The organism is Tenacibaculum sp. TB-56 (assembly GCF_059716275.2).
Genome location: NZ_CM201367.1, coordinates 1,438,755 through 1,459,510, shown reverse-complemented (window position 1 = coordinate 1,459,510; position 20,756 = coordinate 1,438,755). Strand labels below are relative to the sequence as shown.

Annotated in this window: 16 protein-coding genes; 3 read left to right on the top strand and 13 right to left on the bottom strand. The window is 34.7% G+C overall.

Annotation, left to right across the window (positions count from 1 at the left end; translation table 11 throughout):
• Position 1 precedes the first annotated feature (1 nt).
• Positions 2-487: an acyl-CoA carboxylase biotin carboxyl carrier protein subunit gene (locus AC3VI6_RS07065; protein ID WP_159610899.1), complete on the bottom strand. Its 486-nt coding sequence runs from the start codon at positions 485-487 to the stop codon at positions 2-4.
• 471 nt (positions 488-958) lie between these two features.
• Here AC3VI6_RS07065 and AC3VI6_RS07060 point away from each other — a divergent pair, with 471 nt between their 5' ends.
• Both AC3VI6_RS07060 and AC3VI6_RS07055 read left to right on the top strand, forming a co-directional pair.
• On the top strand, positions 959-3,328 hold the full coding sequence (locus AC3VI6_RS07060; protein WP_497705668.1) for a TonB-dependent receptor: 2,370 nt from the start codon (positions 959-961) through the stop codon (positions 3,326-3,328).
• A gap of 106 nt (positions 3,329-3,434) precedes the next feature.
• Complete coding sequence (locus tag AC3VI6_RS07055) at positions 3,435-3,941, top strand: hypothetical protein (protein ID WP_298996774.1); 507 nt, start codon at positions 3,435-3,437, stop codon at positions 3,939-3,941.
• 44 nt (positions 3,942-3,985) lie between these two features.
• Here the strand turns inward: AC3VI6_RS07055 and AC3VI6_RS07050 are convergent, their stop codons facing one another.
• The 12 genes from AC3VI6_RS07050 to AC3VI6_RS06995 form a co-directional block, all read right to left on the bottom strand.
• A complete protein-coding gene (locus AC3VI6_RS07050; RefSeq protein ID WP_497705667.1) occupies positions 3,986-4,366 on the bottom strand; it encodes a rhodanese-like domain-containing protein in 381 nt (126 codons plus the stop codon).
• Between the two features lie 5 nt (positions 4,367-4,371).
• Complete coding sequence (locus tag AC3VI6_RS07045; RefSeq protein WP_497705666.1) at positions 4,372-5,781, bottom strand: MBL fold metallo-hydrolase; 1,410 nt, start codon at positions 5,779-5,781, stop codon at positions 4,372-4,374.
• A gap of 12 nt (positions 5,782-5,793) precedes the next feature.
• Entirely contained in the window at positions 5,794-7,524 is a 1,731-nt protein-coding gene (locus AC3VI6_RS07040; protein WP_497705665.1) for a SulP family inorganic anion transporter, read from the bottom strand.
• A 2-nt stretch (positions 7,525-7,526) separates the two neighbouring features.
• The gene (gene ruvB, locus AC3VI6_RS07035; RefSeq protein ID WP_120185687.1) at positions 7,527-8,549 is read right to left on the bottom strand and encodes a Holliday junction branch migration DNA helicase RuvB; all 1,023 of its coding nucleotides are present in this window, start codon (positions 8,547-8,549) and stop codon (positions 7,527-7,529) included.
• Positions 8,550-8,701: 152 nt separating this feature from the next.
• Positions 8,702-10,471, bottom strand: a complete 1,770-nt coding sequence (locus AC3VI6_RS07030) for a cytochrome c oxidase subunit I (protein WP_028891346.1) — start codon at positions 10,469-10,471, stop codon at positions 8,702-8,704.
• A 27-nt stretch (positions 10,472-10,498) separates the two neighbouring features.
• Positions 10,499-11,506, bottom strand: coding sequence for a cytochrome c oxidase subunit II (locus AC3VI6_RS07025; protein WP_497705664.1), 1,008 nt, complete (start codon positions 11,504-11,506; stop codon positions 10,499-10,501).
• A 35-nt stretch (positions 11,507-11,541) separates the two neighbouring features.
• The gene (locus AC3VI6_RS07020; protein WP_497705663.1) at positions 11,542-13,110 is read right to left on the bottom strand and encodes a quinol:cytochrome C oxidoreductase; all 1,569 of its coding nucleotides are present in this window, start codon (positions 13,108-13,110) and stop codon (positions 11,542-11,544) included.
• Positions 13,111-13,132: 22 nt separating this feature from the next.
• Entirely contained in the window at positions 13,133-13,681 is a 549-nt protein-coding gene (locus AC3VI6_RS07015) for a c-type cytochrome (RefSeq protein ID WP_497705662.1), read from the bottom strand.
• Positions 13,682-13,690: 9 nt separating this feature from the next.
• Positions 13,691-14,218 carry a DUF3341 domain-containing protein gene (locus tag AC3VI6_RS07010; protein WP_497705661.1) on the bottom strand — a complete coding sequence of 176 codons (528 nt, stop codon included), beginning with the start codon at positions 14,216-14,218 and terminating at the stop codon, positions 13,691-13,693.
• The gene (gene nrfD / locus AC3VI6_RS07005) at positions 14,208-15,608 is read right to left on the bottom strand and encodes an NrfD/PsrC family molybdoenzyme membrane anchor subunit (RefSeq protein WP_028891351.1); all 1,401 of its coding nucleotides are present in this window, start codon (positions 15,606-15,608) and stop codon (positions 14,208-14,210) included. The genes AC3VI6_RS07010 and nrfD overlap by 11 nt, the downstream gene beginning before the upstream one ends.
• 27 nt (positions 15,609-15,635) lie before the next feature.
• On the bottom strand, positions 15,636-18,794 hold the full coding sequence (locus tag AC3VI6_RS07000) for a TAT-variant-translocated molybdopterin oxidoreductase (protein WP_497705660.1): 3,159 nt from the start codon (positions 18,792-18,794) through the stop codon (positions 15,636-15,638).
• Between the two features lie 32 nt (positions 18,795-18,826).
• On the bottom strand, positions 18,827-20,119 hold the full coding sequence (locus tag AC3VI6_RS06995; protein ID WP_497705659.1) for a c-type cytochrome: 1,293 nt from the start codon (positions 20,117-20,119) through the stop codon (positions 18,827-18,829).
• Positions 20,120-20,333: 214 nt separating this feature from the next.
• Here AC3VI6_RS06995 and AC3VI6_RS06990 point away from each other — a divergent pair, with 214 nt between their 5' ends.
• Entirely contained in the window at positions 20,334-20,696 is a 363-nt protein-coding gene (locus tag AC3VI6_RS06990) for an SPOR domain-containing protein (RefSeq protein WP_298996829.1), read from the top strand.
• Positions 20,697-20,756 lie beyond the last annotated feature (60 nt).

Genomic DNA, 20,756 nt, shown 5'->3' with positions numbered 1-20,756 from the left:
CTTATTCCATTTCTATTAAAACCGTATTCTTTTCTACTTTATCACCTGCCTGAATAGCTACCGATTTTACGACTCCGTCTCTTGGTGCTTGTAAGGTATTTTCCATTTTCATGGCTTCTAACACCAAAATTCCATCACCTTCTTTTACTTCTTGACCAATTTCAACATCAACAGAAACAATTAACCCCGGCATTGGTGCCTTGATATCGTTTTCTTTTTTCTCTGCAGCTACTTCTAAACCTAATTCATCAATCAACATATCTAATTCGTTAGAAATATTCACCTCATAGGTGTTTCCGTTGATTTGAATGGTGTATGTTTTTTTGTTGAAATTTGTTTGGAGTATGGTAGCTTGATACGATTGGTTGCCTTCAAGTACGTGGTAGTTATTTTTTGATTTTTCTACTATATCTAACGCCTCTATTTGCGCTTCAGTAAAGTCAAAATCATGCGTTTTATTAACGCTCGTTTTAAAAGATTTACTCATAAATATCTGATATTTTCACCACTAAAATATTAAAATTACAACGGAATGCGTGTGTTAAATCTATAAATTGATTTAGAATGTTTTTTTATTTCCTTAATAACCTACCTTTCATTTATAAATAACCCTAGAAAAACCCGCTATTTATCGCTCTTAATTCATATTTCATATTTACCTTTGCACTGTTCTCATAAAGGGGTGCCTTTTGAGTTATTAGTGTTTAGTGAATAGTTGTTAGTTAACTTAAAATTCAACATTTATAACTCATAATTAAAAATAGGCTGAGATCATACCCAACGAACCTGGAACAGGTAATGCTGTTTAGGGAAGCGAGCGTAAATAAAAGGTCTGGCAGACCTTTTTAGCGAGTGCAAAAGTAAAGCTACGCTTTACGCTCATAATTTAATTATTCAATGTTTAACTAAAGAATAATTACCTCTTTTTATTCGATTTTGTTTTTTATAAATGAGACCGATGTCTTTTCGTAAAAAAGTGAAGATAGTAACTTTTTTACTCGTAGTATTCACAACATTAACAACAAGCGCACAAACGTTTATTTTATCTGGTAAAGTAGTTGATGGAAATCAAGAACCTTTAGTTGGCGCAACCGTTGCTGTTAGAAATCAAACCAAAGGAACTTCAACCGATTTTGAAGGTAGTTTTAAATTAAACCTAACCAAAGGAACACATGTTATTGAGGTTTCTTATGTAGGATTTAAAAGTACTTCGCAAGAAGTTGAACTTACCAACAACCAACAAATTACCTTTCAATTAATTTCTAACGAAACAGTGTTAGATGAAGTGCTAGTTTCTGCTGTTCGTGTAAAAGCAGATGCGCCTGTAACACACTCTAACCTTAGCAAACAAGAAATAGAAAAACGTAATTTAGGACAGGATATTCCTGTATTGTTAAACTATTTACCTTCGGTAACATCCTCATCTGATGCAGGTGCAGGTGTTGGTTACACTTATATTCGTGTACGTGGTTCAGATGCTTCTCGTGTTAACGTTACCATTAACGGAATTCCGTATAACGATGCCGAAAGTCAAGGAACTTTTTGGGTAAATATGGGAGATTTTGCTTCGTCAACCCAAAGCTTACAATTACAACGTGGTGTAGGAACTTCTACGAACGGTTCTGGAGCTTTTGGTGCTAGTTTAAACATTTTAACTGATGCTGTTTCAGAAGAAGCTGGTGGAGAAATTTCAAATGCTTTTGGTTCGTTCGGAACAAGAAAGCACACCGTAAAATTTACTACTGGAAAACTAAACGATCATTTTGAGTTTGCAGGACGTTTGTCTAACATTTATTCTGACGGATATGTTGACCGTGCTTTTACCGATTTAAAATCGTATTTTTTACAAGGTAGCTATACCGATGACAATACGTTGATTAAAGCCTTAGCTTTTGGAGGAAAAGAAAGAACGTACCAAGCTTGGTATGGATTAAGCGCTGAGGAATTACAAGAAAACCGTCGTCAAAATCCGTATACCTACGATAATGAAACCGATAATTATTGGCAAGATCACTACCAATTACACTGGAATGAGCAGTTATCTGAAAATTGGTCTACCAATATTGGTTTAAATTACACCAAAGGAGAAGGGTATTTTGAGCAATTTAAAGAAGGCAGTGCTGTATCAAAATATGATGGTATTGTAGAAGCAACAGGAACCGACTGGTATGGTTCTCCTGCTACAGATTTAATTGTTCGTCGTTGGTTAGACAATGACTTTTATGTGGTTAATGCTAACGTAACTTATAAAACTGAAAAGTTCGAGTTAATCTCTGGTGCTTCTTATAGTAATTATACAGGAGACCACTTTGGAGAAGTTATTTGGGCTAAAGAATTTGCTGATGGAGCTGGTATTAGAGATCGTTATTATTTTAGCGATGCTAAAAAGAACGACTTTAGTGTTTTTTCTAAGGCTACTTTTAATGTTTTTGATAACCTAAAAGCTTTTATTGATGTACAAGTTAGGTTTATTGATTATCAAACTAACGGATTAACTTCAGATAGAAACCCTTTAAATGTTGATACTTCGTTTAGCTTCTTTAATCCTAAATTAGGGGTTACTTACACCATCAATAAAGAAAATAGTATTTATGCATCGTATGCTCGTGCGAATAGAGAACCGAACCGTGATGATTTTCAAAACGGTATCAACGTACAACATGAAACCTTAGATGATTTTGAACTTGGATGGCGTTTACACAATAAAACAGTTCAATTGAATACTAATATCTACTATATGTCTTACGACAATCAATTAATTCAAACAGGTGGATTAAATGATGTTGGGGAATATTTACGTGAAAATGTGAAAGACAGCTATCGTTTAGGAGTAGAAATTGATGCTAATATTAACGTTACAGACAAATTTAGCATTAATCAAAATCTTACCGTAAGTAGTAATAAAATCAACAATTTTATGTTAGATCGTGATGGTGTTCAACGCAATATTGGAACTACAAACATTGCTTTTTCCCCTGATATTATCGCTGGAAATGCTTTGGTTTATAAGCCTATAAAAGGGCTACAATTAGCTTTACTGTCTAAATTTGTTGGTGAACAATACTTAAGTAATACTAATACAAAAGCCTCTAAACTAGATAGCTATTACGTTAGTGATTTTAATGTTAGTTATGAACTTGAAATGAATACAATTTTTAAATCAATTGTATTTACAGGATTGGTTAACAACCTTTTTGACAAAGAATATGTTGATAGAGGATACACCTATTTAAATACTTGGGATACTCCTGGAACTTCTTTTGAAGTACAAGGGTACTATCCGCAAGCTACTAGAAACTTTTTAGTAGGTGCAACGTTAAAATTTTAAGTGGGAAAAGAGCTAAGAAAAAGTAAAACCGAGACAAATGTCTCGGTTTTTTTATTTTTTTAAAGTTTGACTTAAAAGACTAAATTCGCCAAAAAATTACTTAACTATGAAACTGAAAGAAACCTTAATAATATTACTTTCTTTAACAAGCATCGGACTTGGGGTTTATTCTTTTAAATTAAATAAAGAAATTTCTCTATTAATGGATGCTAAAAACTTCACTTTCAAATGGATAAATAATCACGAAATCTTGACTAGCTATTGGAAAGAAAACAATAAAATAGCTAATCAGTTTTTTGATGTAAACTTTGATTCCAATTATGAAATTGCTAGAGTTTATACTACTTATGGAAAAGTATATCAAACTTGTTTTGACAGAAATGAAAATGGCATTTATGAAAAAACTGATTGTTATAATTCAGCTGGAGATAAAGTTGGTTATTCTCTCGATAATGATGAGGATGGAGTGCCAGAAGAATTCGTTTTAATTTATGATTCAAAAAAAGAATTAAAGTTTATTGATAGTAATTTTGATGGTAAATTTGAAAAAGTCATAATAATTAATAATAACAACGAAACTGAATTATTAATCAAAACAATGTTTGAGGAATAATAAGGTGAATAAAAAATCCCGAGTAGTATACTCGGGATTTTTTATTAATCTTTATTTTTCTCTGTCCATTCTAGATAACCTCCTAAAACATTATAGGCTTTGTAACCTTTTTTTGCTAGGAGTTCCGTAGCTTTTTTACTTCTACCTCCTGAGCGACAGTAAATATATACAGGTTGCGATTTATCTAACTTTTCTAAAACCTTTCCTTCAAAGTCATCTCCTGTAATATCTATTTTTATCGGATCTTTAATTACTCCTTCTGCCCATTCTTGTGGAGTTCTAACATCTAACAACTGTACGTTATCTTCGTTTTCTAAAACTACCTGCAAGTTTTCAACCGTGATATCTTTTGCCTCATTGGTTTGAGGTTTACACGACAATACTACTGTTAAAAATAAACCTACTAAAAATATACCTCTCTTCATTATTTTTATTTTAAGGTTGATGGACAAACAGCTGCTGATCTTGGAATATCAGTTTCTTTAATTGCTTTGTATCCACCTGCAACATCAATTATGTTATGGAATCCTCTAGCTTTTAAAATAGATGCTGCAATTACAGAACGATATCCACCTGCACAATGCACATAAAAATCTCCTTTTGTTGGAAACTCTTCAATATGGTCGTTTAAGAAATCTAACGGAGTACTTGGTGCATCTATAATATGCTCACTTGTATATTCTCCTGGTTTACGCACATCAAAAACTGGAGCTCCCTTCGTAAGTTCTTCTGCTAAAACAGTTGCAGGAACCGAACGCAAGGTGTCTACTTCTTTTCCTGCTGCTTTCCAAGCTGCAAAGCTTCCATCTAAATATCCTAATACATTATCAAAACCAACACGAGACAAACGTGTAATCGTCATTTCTTCTTGTCCTTCAGGGGTAACTAATAAAATTGGTTGTGTAACATCTTTTATCAATGCTCCTACCCATGGTGCAAATGTTCCTCCTAAACCAATAAAAATTGATTGCGGAATGAATCCTTGAATAAATTCTGCTTGATTACGAACATCTAATACCAACGCATCTGTTTCATTTGCTATTTTTTCAAAATCTTCTACAGATAAAGCTTTTGCTCCGCTTTTAATAACTTCATCGATAGATTGGTATCCTTCCTTATTCATTTTTACATTTAAAGGGAAATATTCAGGTGGAGGTAATAAACCGTCTGTTACTTCTTTTACAAACTCCTCTTTGGTCATGTCTGCACGCAATGCGTAATTGGTTTTCTTTTGGTCTCCAATCGTTCCAACTGTTTCTTTACTTAAATTCTTACCACAAGCTGAACCTGCTCCGTGTGCTGGATATACAATTACTTCATCTTCCAACGTCATGATTTTTGTACGTAAACTGTCGTACAACAATCCTGCTAATTCTTCTTGTGTTAAGTTTGCTGCTTTTTGCGCTAAATCAGGACGACCTACATCTCCTAAGAATAAGGTATCTCCACTAAAAATTGCATGGTTTTTTCCGTCTTTATCTTTTAACAAATAAGAAGCACTTTCCATCGTATGCCCTGGTGTATGTAATACGGTAATGGTAATATCACCTAACGTAAACACTTCACCATCTGTTGCGATATGAGCCTCGTAGTTCGTTTTCGCTGTTGGTCCATATACAATCGTTGCTCCTGTTTTTTCTGCAAGGGTTACGTGACCGCTTACAAAATCTGCATGAAAATGCGTTTCAAAAATATATTTGATTTTAGCGCCATCTTTTTCAGCTCTGTTTATATAAGGATCTACTTCACGTAATGGATCTATAATTGCTACTTCTCCGTTACTTTCAATATAATAGGCTCCTTGTGCTAAACAACCTGTATAAATTTGCTCTATTTTCATAATATTATATAGTTATTTATACGCTTGATGTATGTATTGTGCGTATTTTTTTTGGTTTTGATTATCTCCTGTTTTATAAAAATTTACGGCTCCGTTAGCACGCATAAAAAAGTGATCTAAACTTACAACATCTAATAAACCACCTCTAAAAAAGGCATCTCTTACTGGCCCTTTTACTCCTGCAAAATAGAATTGGATATTATGCTTGTTAAAATAAACAATACGTTCTTTTAACACGTCTATACCCGTACTATCTACTCTATTAATACTCTCTGCATCTAAAACGATCAACTTTAATGCCTTTCCTTTTTCTGCTGCCATTTCGTCTAATTTATCACGAAAATAGTTTGAATTGGCATAAAATAATTGTGCATCAAAACGGAACACTAAAATTTCTTCTTCTATAATGACTTCCTTGAATCTGTTTTTATTACGATAAAAATCCGAATTTGGCACTTTTCCTAACTCAGCTACGTACGGTCTTGAGGTTCTAAAAATTAAAACGATTAACGATAAAACTACTCCTATTAAAATTCCGTATTCAATTCCGAAGAAAATCGTTGCTAAAAAAGTAGCTAATAATAACCAGAAATCTAAGTTATTCGCTTTCCATAACCTTCTTGCTTCTTTTACATTTATCAAGTTAAAAACCGCAACAATAATAATTGCTGATAAAATAGTTTTAGGTAAATGGTAAAATACCGGTGTTAAGAAAAGTAAAGTTATTACTACCAATAATGCCGAAACGATTGCTGAAACTCCTGTTGTTCCACCAGATTCTGCATTGATTGCCGAACGAGAAAAACTTGATGCTGAAGGATATGATTGAAACAATGATCCAACCATATTACTCAATCCTAACGCTACTAGTTCTTGGTTTGGTCGAACTCTATATTCATCTTGTTTGGCTTCCAACGTTTTCCCTATAGAAATGGTTTCTAAATACCCTACCATAACCAATGTTGCAGCAATTGGTATTAATTCTCGTATTAATGCTACATCAATTACTGGTATTGAAAACTTAGGAAGTCCTGAAGGAATATCTTTTACGATAGCTACATCTGTAAGTTGATCTCCAAAAAGACGTATTGTTACAATTCCTAATATCACAACGATTAATGCATTTGGAATCTTTCTATTTACTTTTCTAAAAATTATAATAACCACACAGGCTAGTAAACCTATAATCGTAGTATTTGTTTTAAAATATTGAAGTCGGAACAAAATATCTTCTAACAACACATGTATTTGATCGCTTTGTACAAAATCTACTCCAAATAAATTTCTAAACTGATTCAATCCAATAATTAAAGCTACGGCAGATGTAAACCCAGTTATTACAGGTCTCGACAAGAAGTTAACTACAAAACCTAAGCGGAAAATCCCCATTAAAAATTGAATAGACCCTACCACTAACGCAAGTAATATTGCTATACCTATATAACTTTCAGATCCTGTTAATGCTAAAGTAGAAACTCCTGTTGCTACGATTAATGAATCCATTGCTACAGGACCAATTGCTACTTGGCGTGATGTACCAAAAACAGCATACATTAATTGAGGCATTAATGCGGCATATAACCCATAAATTGGTGGTAATCCAGCAATAAGTGCATACGCTATACCTTGTGGAATTAACACAATAGCAACAGTTATACCTGCAACTACATCACCTCTTAATTGTGATCTTTTATAGTTAGGCAACCATTCTAGTATCGGTATGAGTTTTTTTAACAGTTTCATTTTTAAAAGAGCTCTCCTTGGCTACTTCCTTTAATTCTACCTAAATGTTTATAAGCCAAATCGGTTACTTCTCTTCCTCTTGGCGTACGCATGATAAACCCTTGTTGAATTAAAAAAGGTTCATACACTTCTTCTATTGTTTCTGAATTTTCTGCCACGGCAGTAGCTAACGTGGTAATTCCAACTGGACCACCTTTGAACTTATCAATAATCGTAGATAATATTTTATTATCCATTTCATCTAGTCCATGTGCATCAACATTTAATGCTTTTAGCGCATATCTAGCTATTTCAATAGTAATGGTACCATCTCCCTTTATTTGTGCAAAATCACGCACTCTACGTAATAATGCATTCGCTATACGTGGTGTTCCTCTACTTCTTCCTGCAATCTCAATAGCAGCTTCCATAGAAATTGGCACTTTTAATATAAAAGCACTTCGTTGAATAATGTTTGTTAGTAGCTCAGTTGAGTAATAATGCAATCGACTACTGATTCCAAAACGAGCTCTCATAGGAGCTGTAAGTAATCCTGATCGTGTAGTTGCTCCTACTAAAGTAAACGGTTCTAGATTGATTTGTACTGTACGTGCATTAGGTCCAGATTCAATCATAATATCGATTTTATAATCTTCCATAGCCGAATACAAATATTCTTCTACTACAGGACTTAATCGATGGATTTCATCTATAAAAAGTACATCTCTTTCATCTAAGTTGGTTAGTAAACCTGCTAAGTCTCCTGGTTTATCTAAAACAGGACCTGAGGTAACTTTAATTCCTACCCCCAACTCATTTGCTAAAATGTGTGCTAACGTCGTTTTTCCTAACCCCGGAGGTCCATGAAATAAAGCATGATCTAACGCTTCATCACGCTGATTTGCTGCTTCAACAAAAATCTTAAGATTTTCTATCGCTTGATCTTGACCTGTAAAATCATCAAATGACAGTGGACGCAGCTTTTTTTCAACGTCTAACTCTTCATTAGAATAATGTTTGTTTTCAGGGTTTAGGTTTTCGTTCATATAGTTGCAAATATACTTGAAATAAAACGGTTGTTTTGTAATATATGTTACTTAGCTCTTTACTATGCTAAGATACGTATTATAAAGAATTCTTATGTTTATAAAAATAAAAAGCCTCCCAAAATTGGAAGGCTTTTTATTTTTACTTTTTATTAAGATGGCTCTTCTCCATCTAATAATGGTACTGTTTGTGGCACGAAATCTTTTCCGTGAACATACTCACCATTTTCATCTGTTTTACTGTAATCATACGCCCATCTGTGAACTTCAGGAATTTCTCCTGGCCAGTTTCCATGGATATGCTCTACAGGGGTAGTCCATTCTAATGTATTTGCATTCCAAGGGTTTTGCGTAGCTTTTTGACCTCTGTACATAGAGATAAAGAAGTTAGCAATAAAGATTAACTGAGCAGCTCCACCGATAATAGCCATGATAGTCATGAATACGTTAATATCTGCTAAATCATCAAACATTGGGAAGCTTGTGTTTGTATAGTAACGACGTGGTAAACCAGCTAAACCAATAAAGTGCATTGGGAAGAATACTCCGTAAGCTGTAATAATTGTTAACCAGAAGTGCCAGTAACCTAATGTTTTGTTCATCATTCTACCATACATTTTAGGGAACCAGTGGTAAACACCAGCAAACATTCCTAATAAGGCAGATACCCCCATTACTAAGTGGAAGTGAGCCACTACGAAATAGGTATCGTGAACGTTAATATCTAATGCTGAATCTCCTAATACTAATCCTGTTAAACCTCCTGTTACGAATGTAGAAACTAATCCGATAGAGAACATCATTGCTGGGTTTAACTGTAAGTTACCTTTCCATAGTGTAGTTACATAGTTAAACGCTTTTACTGCTGATGGAATTGCAATTAATACTGTTGTAAATGTGAATACAGAACCTAAGAATGGATTCATTCCTGATACGAACATGTGGTGACCCCATACGATTGTAGATAAGAATGCAATTGCCATAATAGATCCAACCATTGCACGGTATCCGAAGATAGGTTTACGTGCGTTAGTAGAAATTACTTCAGAACTAATACCTAATGCTGGTAATAAGATAATATATACCTCAGGGTGACCTAAGAACCAGAATAAGTGTTCAAATAATACTGGTGAACCTCCTTGGTAGTGTAATACTTCTCCAGAAATAAAAATATCTGATAAGTAGAAAGAAGTACCAAAGCTTCTATCAAAGATTAATAATAATGCTGCTGATAATAATACTGGGAATGAAATTACACCAATAATTGCTGTAATGAAGAAAGCCCACATTGTTAATGGCAATCTTGTCATTTTCATTCCTTTGGTACGTAAGTTTAAAACTGTTACGATATAGTTTAATGATCCTAGTAAAGATGAAGCAATGAAAATTGCCATAGATACTAACCATAATGTCATACCTGTACCTGAACCTGGAATTGCTTGTGGTAAGGCAGATAATGGCGGATAAATTGTCCATCCTGCAGATGCTGGTCCTGCTTCCACAAACAGTGAAATAATCATGATTACTGATGATAAAAAGAATAACCAGTATGATACCATGTTTAAGAATCCTGAAGCCATATCACGTGCTCCAATTTGTAACGGAATTAAAAGGTTAGAGAAGGTACCACTTAAACCTGCCGTTAATACAAAGAATACCATGATTGTACCGTGTATTGTAACTAACGCTAAGTACATATCTGGGTTCATAATTCCATCTGTTTGATGGTTACCTAAGAACGCTTCAACAATTGAAAACGACGTATCTGGCCATGCAATTTGTAAACGAAACAACATAGACATAAAACCTCCTATGATACCCATAAATATACCTGTAACTAGGTACTGCTTAGAGATCATTTTGTGATCTTGACTAAAGATATATTTAGTTACAAATGTTTCTTTGTGATGATGATCTGACATAATCTTTATATACTTTTAAAAAATATCTTATTTAATTACTTGAGCTAATGTTTGTTGTTCTGACAACCACTTGTTGTATTCGTCTTCTTCTACAACAGTAATTTTCATTTGCATGTTGTAGTGAGAGGCTCCACAAATTTTGTTACATAATAATACATAATCAAACTCATACGGATCTTCTCCTTTAGCTCTTCTAATTTTGTTAATTCCTTCGGTTTTAGCAACTACTTCTGAATTCTGACGCATTTCAGCAGTTGTATACTTTGGTGTGAAAGCAAATTGAGTAACCATACCTGGAACACAGTTCATTTGCGCTCTAAAGTGAGGCATATAAGCAGAGTGTAATACGTCTTGTGAACGGAACTTGAATAATACCTTTTTACCTTTTGGTAAATATAATTCTGTTACTTGCTTATCGTCTTGTGCACTTGGGTCAGACATATCTACACCCATAGTGTTAATTCCTTTGATAAAGTTTACATTACCAAGACCTAATTGGTTGTCTTCACCTGCATAACGAGCATCCCAACGGAATTGTTGAGAATAAACCTCAATAACAATTGGGTTTTCATCGTCTCCAACATACATAATGTTGTTCCAAGCCCATAAACCGTATCCGATTAACAATACAATTGTTACTGCAGGAATTGTTGTCCAAATTAACTCTAATTTGTGGCTATCAGCATAAAATAATGCTTTGTTGTTCTTATTTCCTCTGTACTTATAAGTAAAGAAGAAAATTAAAAACTGCATACCGAACTGAACGATTCCAATTAACCAAAATGTAATATTGAATAAGTTATCGTCATGCTCTCCTTCAACAGAAGCAGCTTCTGGTAACATAATTACGTTCATGGCAATTAAACAGTAAATCATCATTGCATAAAGGAATACTAAGAAACCTAAAGCGTATTTACCTTGTTTTTCGTTGTCTTCATCTGTAGCAATTACAGAACGGAAATTCATTATACGAGTAATTTGCCAAAAACTTACTCCGATTGCAACTGCTATGAAAATATAAAATAAAGCGAGCATATTATCTAAACTATTTGTTTATTAATTCTTTTTAATTAATGATGATTACTATCTTCTCCTGTGTGTTCGATGTTGTAGTAATGATAGGTTTCACTTTCGTGTAAGTAAGGGTTTCCTTTTGGTACTGGATTAGCTTTAGCAAATGCACTAAACGTAGCAAAGATGAATAATCCTGTAAAGAATAATAATCCGCTTATTTCACCAATTCCGAATCCCCATTGACCACCAACGGTTCCTGGCATAATCATTACAAATAAGTCAATATAATGACCTGCTAAGATTACAACACCTCCTAAGATTACAAACCAAGGTCTGCTCTTAAAATCACTGTTGATTAATAATAATACTGGGAAAACAAAGTTCATTACAACCATTGCTAAGAATGGTACTTTGTATTCGTTAAAACGTAATAAGAAATACGTTGTTTCTTCTGGCATGTCTGCATACCAAATTAACATGAACTGTGAGAACCATAAGTATGTCCAGAATACTGAGAAACCAAACATAAATTTCGCTAAGTCGTGAATATGACTATCGTTTACTAATGGTAATGCTCCTTTTGAACGTAAATAAATAGTTACCATAGCAATTACTGTTAAAGCAGATACTAAGAAAGTAGCTAATACATACCATCCAAATAATGTAGAGAACCAGTGTGGGTCGATACTCATAATCCAATCCCATGACGCCATACTTTCAGTAATCATAAAGAATACTAAGAAAATAACTGTAGCGTTGTAGTTTTTCTTGTGTTGTTTTAAATCACCATTATCTTGTGCTAAAGACCACTTTCTGATAAGGAAATAGTAAACATTCCAACCTGCTAAGTAAATAATACTTCTAATTAACCATCCTGGAGTGTTTAACCACCATTTTTTACCATCTACAATAGCATCGTAGTTTTCACTTGTAGGATCAGTAACTCCTTCTCCCATCCAAGTAAATAAATGGTTCATTTGCATCGCTGTTAATATTAAGAACGCTAACATGAAAAGACTTACGTAATGTATGTTTGAAGAGATAGCTTCCATTACTCTATGTAATACTACTGACCATCCTGCTTGTGCAACGATTTGAGATCCGTAAAAAGCTAATACTAATAAAGTGATTCCTAAAGAGAATAATAAAGCTACATACATTGCAGACCATGGTCTGTTTTGCATTTGGTGTAAAGCGTGCTCTGCGTGAGCATCATGATCTTCACCATGTGCCTCAGCTACTGCATGAGTTTCTTCTTTTACTTCAGTTTGTGCTACTTCTTCCTTAACTTCAGCTTCATTTGCATTAACAACTGTTGAGTCTTGTGCTTGTTCTGCAACGTTTGCTACAGTCTCTTCTACTTGAGTTGCTGTGCTATCTGCTTGAGTTTCTTCAGTAGCTACTTCTTCTACATGCTCTTCTACTTTAGCTTCTTCAGCATGCTCCTCATCAGTGTGAGTCGCTGTTGCTTCATGACCACCGTGGTGAGCATCTTGTTTTGCTAAAATTTCTTTTGCATCTTCTAATGTTTTAGGTGCTGTAAAGAAACTATAACCTGTTCCTAAAAGTCCTACAGCCATTAAAACAATAGCTAGCATTTTTAATTTTCCTGAAAACTGGTACATATCTTAACTATCTATTATAGACTTATTTTAATTCGCTTCTTAATTTTTCTACGTATTGTACAACTTGCCAACGCTCATTGTATCTTAACTGTGACGCGTGAGATCCCATTAAGTTTTTACCGTACATAATTACGTGGTAAATGTTTCCTGGTGTTAACTCTCTATCGGTATAACTTGGAATACCGTTGAATTTATCTCTTTGAGATAATACTCCGTTTCCGTCTCCTTTTGTACCGTGGCAAGAAGCACAGTAAATATCGTATAACACTTTACCTTTTTCTAAGTTTTCCTCAGTTGTTGGTAATGGGTTTTTTAATTCTGCTTTCGCTTTTTCATATCCTTCATTTGTATCAGGAATATCATAAGCTACTACACCGTTTCTACTTACAGTACCTGCAACAGGTTGTATGTTTACCATCTTGTTATTTACACCTTCTGCTCCATTAGCGTCGTAAGGTACAGACACATACATGTCTGGCATAAATTGTACTTGTGGTTTACGTTTATCGTTACAAGAACTTAAGCTTGTTGCTACTACAGCTAAAGCGATAATTATTTTTAAACTCTTCATATCTCTTTATTAGTGCGTTTCTACTACGTTAATTTCTACAGCTCCTGTTGTTTCTAACAATGCTACTAACTCTTCTTCGTTTCCGTGAACTGGAACTTCCATTAAGAAATGATCATCTGTAGTTCTTGGATCTGGGTTTTCAGCTTCTTTAAATGGCCAAATTCTACTTCTCATATAAAAAGTGATTACCATTAAGTGTGCTGCGAAGAATACTGTTAATTCGAATAAAATTGGTACGAAGGCTGGCATGTTAGCTGCCCAAGAAAAGTTTGGTTTACCACCAATGTCTTGAGGCCAATCAGCAATCATAGTATACCATGTTAACCATACTGCTACTGATAAACCTGTAATACCGTATAAAAAAGCAGTAATTGCTAAACGTGTTGGAGCTAAGCCCATTGCTTTGTCTAATCCGTGAACTGGAAATGGACAAAATACTTCTTCAATATGATGATTTTCTGACTTTACTTTCTTAACGGCATCCATTAAGATATCATCATCATTATATAATGCGTGAATTACTTTATTAGTGCTCATTGTTCTCTTCTCTTGATTTTTTAAAATTCTCACCTGATGATTTCAAAATAGTCTTAATCTCTGCCGTAGGGATTACTGGGAATGTTCTTGCATATAATAAGAATAATACAAAGAAGAACCCGATAGTTCCTATGAAGATACCTACGTCTACAAACGTTGGCTCAAAACGCCACCATGTAGATGGTAATTGTCCTTTACTTAATACAATTGCAATGATATCAAAACGCTCAAACCACATACCGATGTTAATTACAATTGAGATAATGAAAGACCAGATAAAACTTCTTCTAATTTTTTTAATCCATAATAACTGTGGAGTGAAAATGTTACAGATTAATAACGACCAGAATGCCCATCCATAAGCACCTGCTTCAGCACCAAACGATAAGTATGTATAGTTTTCATAAGGAGAACCTGTATACCATGCGATGAAGAATTCAGTTGCATAAGCTACAGCTACAATACCACCTGTTAAAATAATTACGATGTTCATATACTCTACGTGTAAACGCGTAATATATGCTTCCATGTTCGTAACCTTACGCATAATACCTAATAAGGTTTGTACCATTGCGAATCCTGAGAAGATCGCCCCTGCTACGAAGTAAGGAGGGAAAATTGTTGAGTGCCATCCTGGGTTGATAGAAGTAGCGAAGTCCATCGATACAATTGTGTGTACAGAAAGTACTAATGGAGTTGCTAAACCTGCTAATACTAACGACACTTCTTCAAAACGTTGCCAGTCTTTAGCTCTACCAGACCATCCGAAAGATAATAATGCATAAATTTTCTTTTGGAAAGGTTTTACAGCTCTATCACGAATCGTTGCAAAATCAGGTAATAAACCAGTCCACCAGAAAACTAATGATACCGATAAATACGTAGAAATTGCGAATACATCCCATAATAATGGCGAGTTAAAGTTAACCCATAATGATCCGAATTGGTTAGGAATTGGTAATACCCAGTATCCGTTCCATGGACGTCCCATGTGGATGATTGGGAACAATCCTGCTTGGAATACCGCAAAGATTGTCATCGCTTCTGCAGAACGGTTAATTGCCATTCTCCATTTTTGACGGAATAATAAAAGTACTGCAGAGATAAGTGTTCCTGCGTGACCAATACCTACCCACCATACGAAGTTGGTAATATCCCATGCCCAACCGATGTTTTTACTTAATCCCCAAACACCGATTCCTGTTCCTACGGTGTAAAAGATACATCCAAATCCCCATAACATTGCTGCTAAGGAGATATAGAATGCTATATACCAATTTTTGTTTGCTTTACCTTCGATAGGTCTTGCGATATCTTCCGTAATATCATGGTAACTCTTGTCACCAAGTATTAAAGGTTCTCTATAAGATGATTCGTAATGAGACGACATAAATCTATATACTTATTAATTTTACTATTAAGCTTCGTTTGTATTTCTTACTTTCACTTGGTACACTACGTTTGGTTTTGTACCAATATAATCTAACACATGGAATGCTCTTTTATCTTCTTTTAATGCTGTAACTGTATCTTCAGAGTTGTTAATATCTCCAAATACCATAGCTCCAGTAGAACAAGCTGCAGAACAAGCTGTTTCAAACTCATCTTTGTTTACAGCTCTACCTTCTTTCTTAGCTTTTAAGATGGTAGCTTGTGTCATTTGAATACACATAGAACATTTTTCCATAACTCCACGAGAACGAACAACTACATCTGGGTTTAATACCATTTTTCCGTACTCATTGTTCATGTTAAAGTCAAACTCGTTGTTTTCAGCGTAGTTAAACCAGTTGAAACGACGAACTCTATATGGACAGTTGTTTGCACAGTAACGAGTACCTACACAACGGTTATATGCCATTTGGTTTTGACCTTGACGACCGTGAGATGTTGCTGCTACTGGACATACTGTTTCACATGGTGCGTGGTTACAGTGCTGACACATCATTGGTTGGAAAGCAACCTGTGGATTTTCAGCTGGGTTTTCTAAAGCATCAAATAAATCTCCTTTGCTTAACTCTAATACTTTTTCAGTATATCTTCTTTCAACTTCTTGGTTAGCTAAATTAGGGTTCTTAGCTTTGAACTCTTCTAAAGTAATTCTTGGCTCTCCATTTTCATTTTTCTCATATTGCTTATCAACAACAGTTGAAGAATAATAACGGTCAATACGTAACCAAGCCATATCTCTACCAACTCTCATTTCATCTTTACCAACAACAGGTACGTTGTTTTCTGCGTGACATGCAATAACACAAGCCCCACATCCTGTACAAGATGTTAAGTCGATAGATAAGTTGAAGTGGTGTCCTAAACTTCTATCATGCTCATCCCATAAGTCGATTTTACTTCCTTCAACTTCTTGGTGATCGTAAGAGACCATGAAAGGTTTATTCCATGTATGTTTAGGGTCTAAACTAGTATCGTTTACTTCTTTTAATGAAGCTTCTTTTAAGATATCATGACGACCTGCTAATGTGCTTTGTACTTGCATACAAGCAAACTTGTGCCATCCAGAAGCTTTTTCAATAGAAACGTTGAATTGTACGTTGTTTCCATTTTGATAGAAAGGATATGCGTTGATACCTACTTGCATCTCTGGCTTTAATCCTTGAGTTCTACCATAACCTAATGCTAAACCAACTGATCCTTTAGCTTGACCTGGTTGAATGATTACTGGAATTTTGTTAATTGTAACTCCATTAACCGTTACATTAGCATAATTACCGTTAATTGCTCCGTTATCTTTTACTGGGTTTTCAAAACCTAATTCTTTAGCATCTGCCATAGAAACAGTTAAATAGTTATCCCAAGAAGCACGGGTAAGAGGGTCTGGTAATTCTTGTAACCAAGGGTTGTTGGCTTGTTTACCATCTCCTAATGCAGTTGATGAATATAAGTTTAATTCAAATCCTGAAGCACTGTTAGCTAACCTTACTAATCCTACTGCTGCTGCATTTACATCTGCAGTAGATTCAAAAGCAACATCTTCAGTAGTAGTCGTAGCTTTAAAGAATCCATCATGTAATGCTTGATTCCAAGAAGCTCCTCCTAAGACATTAGTACTCCAAAATTCTTTTAAAGTATCATAGTAATTTACTGTACTACCTGACCACTTTAATAATACATCTTGTAACTGACGTGTATTAAATAATGGTTGAATAGTAGGCTGCATTAAACTATAAACACCTTCTTTAGCCATAACATCTCCCCAACTTTCTAAGTTGTGAGGTGCTGGCAATGTATATTGTGTAGCATTAGCTGTTGCATCATTCTGAGTAGATAAAGCAACAGATAATTTTAAGTTTTTAATTCCTTCTGCAAAATCAGCTGCATTTGGTAAAGAGTAAACTGGGTTTACATTATAAGTAACTAAACCTTTTACTTTTCCTCCTTTAATATCTGCTACTAATTGTGCAACTTCAGTATCGTTACCTTGGCGAGTTAAGTTTACCGCTTTTGTATCGATTACTTCACTGTTTAATACGTTGTTAATTGCTAAAGCAATTAATTGTGCATTTTTATCATTTAATCCAGTAACTACAACTCCTTTTGAACCTGCTTTTTTAAGATCGTTAGCTAATTGCTTAACTTCTGCATCAAAAGCGGTTGCTTTAGAAGGAAGAGAACTTCCTGTTACTGCATTGTATAAATTGATTAAAGCGAAAATTTGTTCAGATGGCTTAGCAACTATTCTTTTATCGGCACTAGCACCTGTTAAAGACATGTTACTTTCTATTTGAACGTGGTAAGACATTTTACCTGTTGCTACTCTACGACCATCTGCATATGATTTCTCATATCCACCTTGCCAATCTCCTAAGAAATCTGCTCCGATAGACGCGATAACTCCTGCTTTGCTAAAATCGTAGTCTGGTAAAGCTCTTTTACCATACATAGCTTCAAAAGCATCAGCTGTAGCACTTTCAGAAATTGCATCGTATACTACATGCTTAACATTTGGATAAGCTGCGATAAAATCAGCAATAACTTTATCAGTAGAAGGACTCGCTAAAGTTCCTGTTAATAACACTACTGGTTCATTAGCGTTCTTTAACTCGTTTAACTTAGCAACGATTTCTTTGTCAGCATCAGCCCAAGAGATTTCAGTTTCACCTTTTCTTGGTTCTCTTAATCTTAATTTACCATCATACAATGATAAAACCGATGCTTGCGTACGTGCGTTTGTTACTCCTCCTGCCTCTTTGTTAGGCATGATTTGAATTGGACGCCCTTCACGTGTTTTTACTAATACGTTTGCGAAATCAAAACCATCTGCGATTGTAGTTGCGTACCAATCGGCAACACCTACTACGATATCATTAGGTTGCACTACATAAGGAATTGATTTTCTTACTGGACCTTCACAAGCTGCTAAAGAAGCTGCTGCAGTGGTAAATCCAACATATTTCAAGAAATCTCTACGTGATGTTGATGAAGTTTCTAAGGTTTCTTTATCGCCTAAAAACTCATCTGTAGGGATATCTTGTACAAACTCATTATTACGTAGCGTTTCAACAATAGAACTTCCTTTAAGTTCCTCAACACTTTGCCAGTATTTTTTGTCTGAAGCCATTTATATATGTGTTTTTCTACTTTCTAATTTGATTAATAGTGGCACTTACCACACTCTTTTCCTCCTAATTGTGCAATTGTTACTTGCTCAACACCGTACTTTTTAGCTAATTCTTCGTGAATCTTAGCATAGTACTCATTACCCTTTAAGTCTACCTTAGTATCCTTATGACAGTCGATACACCAACCCATTGTTAATGGAGAATGTTGATACACTTCTTCCATTTCCTCTACTGGTCCGTGACATTTTTGACAAGCAACCCCACCTACTGTTACGTGTTGTGAGTGGTTAAAATATGCAAAATCTGGTAAATTATGAACTCTAACCCATTTGATTGGCTTAGTATTACCTGTGTATTCTAATTTTTCTGGATCCCAACCAGCAGCTTCGTAAATCTTAGCGATTTCTTTATCTAAATCTGATTTCACTAACGTATTGTCATCCATTACTACTTTAGTATCTTCTGCTACTTCTGAAATGTTTTTATGACAATTCATACAAACATTTACAGATGGTATACCCGAATGCTTACTATGTTTTGCTGCAGAGTGACAGTATTGACAATCTATCTTATTATCTCCTGCGTGAATTTTATGCGAGAATGCAATTGGCTGAATTGGTTGATACCCTGTATCAACACCTACTTTAAACAACGTACCAAACAAGAAGTACGCCACTACTAGAGCACCAAAAATTACCGTTAACACTTTTAAGAATGTATTTTGCTTAACACCTTCCCACAATTCAGCAGTTTGCCCCATTAAACCTGGAGTTTTTGGAGCACCTTTTAATTCACTAATAGTTTTTAATAAACTACCAATAATTAAAAACGCAACAATAATTGCCGCCGCTAATATGTAAACCAACCACTGAGGCGCTTGATCTCCTTGAGACTGACCAGCAACCTCCGCACCTGCAACAGGAGCCGTCTTCAACTCACCTACAGTTGTGTAATACAAAATATCATCAATATTTTGATCAGTTAACTGAGGGAAAGCATTCATGCTAGATCCATTATACTCTTCAAAAATCGCAATAGCATCTTTATCTCCAGAAGCTCTTAAAGCAGCATTATCTTTAATCCATGCCTTTAACCATTCATTGGTTCTTTTATCTTCAATACCAGCTAAAGCAGGCCCCACAAGTTTTTTATCTAACTTGTGACACGAAGCACATAAAGACTTAAATAATTTCTTCCCTTCTTTTTGACGCGCTTCGTCTACATCTTGCGAGAACGCCGAAAAACTTACTAAGAAAACTAAAAAGAAAGCTAAACTCCTTACTAGAGTTTTGGTTAACCGACTGTGATGATTCACACTTTTCATACTATAAAATATAAGTTTTGTATCTATTTTGGTACAATTTTTTCTGTATTACTAATTTTAATTTAGCACACAGAAAGTTGCACAAAAGTACTACTTCTGTCTAAATTGTGAAATGTAAAGAGATTGCTTATTCGCAATTTATAATAATTCTAAATAAAAGAGATTAACAATCTATTAACGGACAAGTCGTTACTTTTGTAAAAAGATTCAAAAAATGAAGAAAAGCAGTTTAATCATAACACTTATACTTCTATTAACAGCTGGTGTTTTTAGCGCAAACGCACAATCTAAGTACGCTGATAGCAAAAACATTAACTCTTTAATAGAGAAAAAGAGAGCTTACAACAAACACAACGGAACTGGTTATAGAATACAACTATACAATGGTCAAGAAGGACGCGCTAGAAGCTTACGAAATAGATTTCAAGTTGAGTACCCTGGTGTATACACCAAATTAACCTATTCTGCCCCTGAATGGAAAATTCAAGTTGGAAATTACAAAACACGTTTACACGCAGACAGAGCTTTAAATGAAATTCGCGAGAAATTCTCTGGGGCTATCGTTGTTCCAATGTAAAAACAATATTTACACCATAAAAAAAGAGTGATCGTTTGATCACTCTTTTTTTATTTATAT

What these genes read in the sequence shown, in the direction of transcription:
- AC3VI6_RS07000 (WP_497705660.1), bottom strand. Translation starts at nt 18,794, where the DNA reads ATGGCTTCAGACAAAAAATACTGGCAAAGTGTTGAGGAACTTAAAGGA.
- AC3VI6_RS07055 (WP_298996774.1), top strand. Translation starts at nt 3,435, where the DNA reads ATGAAACTGAAAGAAACCTTAATAATATTACTTTCTTTAACAAGCATC.
- AC3VI6_RS07030 (WP_028891346.1), bottom strand. Translation starts at nt 10,471, where the DNA reads ATGTCAGATCATCATCACAAAGAAACATTTGTAACTAAATATATCTTT.
- AC3VI6_RS07020 (WP_497705663.1), bottom strand. Translation starts at nt 13,110, where the DNA reads ATGTACCAGTTTTCAGGAAAATTAAAAATGCTAGCTATTGTTTTAATG.
- AC3VI6_RS06995 (WP_497705659.1), bottom strand. Translation starts at nt 20,119, where the DNA reads ATGAAAAGTGTGAATCATCACAGTCGGTTAACCAAAACTCTAGTAAGG.
- AC3VI6_RS07050 (WP_497705667.1), bottom strand. Translation starts at nt 4,366, where the DNA reads ATGAAGAGAGGTATATTTTTAGTAGGTTTATTTTTAACAGTAGTATTG.
- AC3VI6_RS07060 (WP_497705668.1), top strand. Translation starts at nt 959, where the DNA reads ATGTCTTTTCGTAAAAAAGTGAAGATAGTAACTTTTTTACTCGTAGTA.
- AC3VI6_RS07010 (WP_497705661.1), bottom strand. Translation starts at nt 14,218, where the DNA reads ATGAGCACTAATAAAGTAATTCACGCATTATATAATGATGATGATATC.
- AC3VI6_RS06990 (WP_298996829.1), top strand. Translation starts at nt 20,334, where the DNA reads ATGAAGAAAAGCAGTTTAATCATAACACTTATACTTCTATTAACAGCT.
- AC3VI6_RS07065 (WP_159610899.1), bottom strand. Translation starts at nt 487, where the DNA reads ATGAGTAAATCTTTTAAAACGAGCGTTAATAAAACGCATGATTTTGAC.
- AC3VI6_RS07025 (WP_497705664.1), bottom strand. Translation starts at nt 11,506, where the DNA reads ATGCTCGCTTTATTTTATATTTTCATAGCAGTTGCAATCGGAGTAAGT.
- AC3VI6_RS07040 (WP_497705665.1), bottom strand. Translation starts at nt 7,524, where the DNA reads ATGAAACTGTTAAAAAAACTCATACCGATACTAGAATGGTTGCCTAAC.
- AC3VI6_RS07015 (WP_497705662.1), bottom strand. Translation starts at nt 13,681, where the DNA reads ATGAAGAGTTTAAAAATAATTATCGCTTTAGCTGTAGTAGCAACAAGC.
- ruvB (WP_120185687.1), bottom strand. Translation starts at nt 8,549, where the DNA reads ATGAACGAAAACCTAAACCCTGAAAACAAACATTATTCTAATGAAGAG.
- AC3VI6_RS07045 (WP_497705666.1), bottom strand. Translation starts at nt 5,781, where the DNA reads ATGAAAATAGAGCAAATTTATACAGGTTGTTTAGCACAAGGAGCCTAT.
- nrfD (WP_028891351.1), bottom strand. Translation starts at nt 15,608, where the DNA reads ATGTCGTCTCATTACGAATCATCTTATAGAGAACCTTTAATACTTGGT.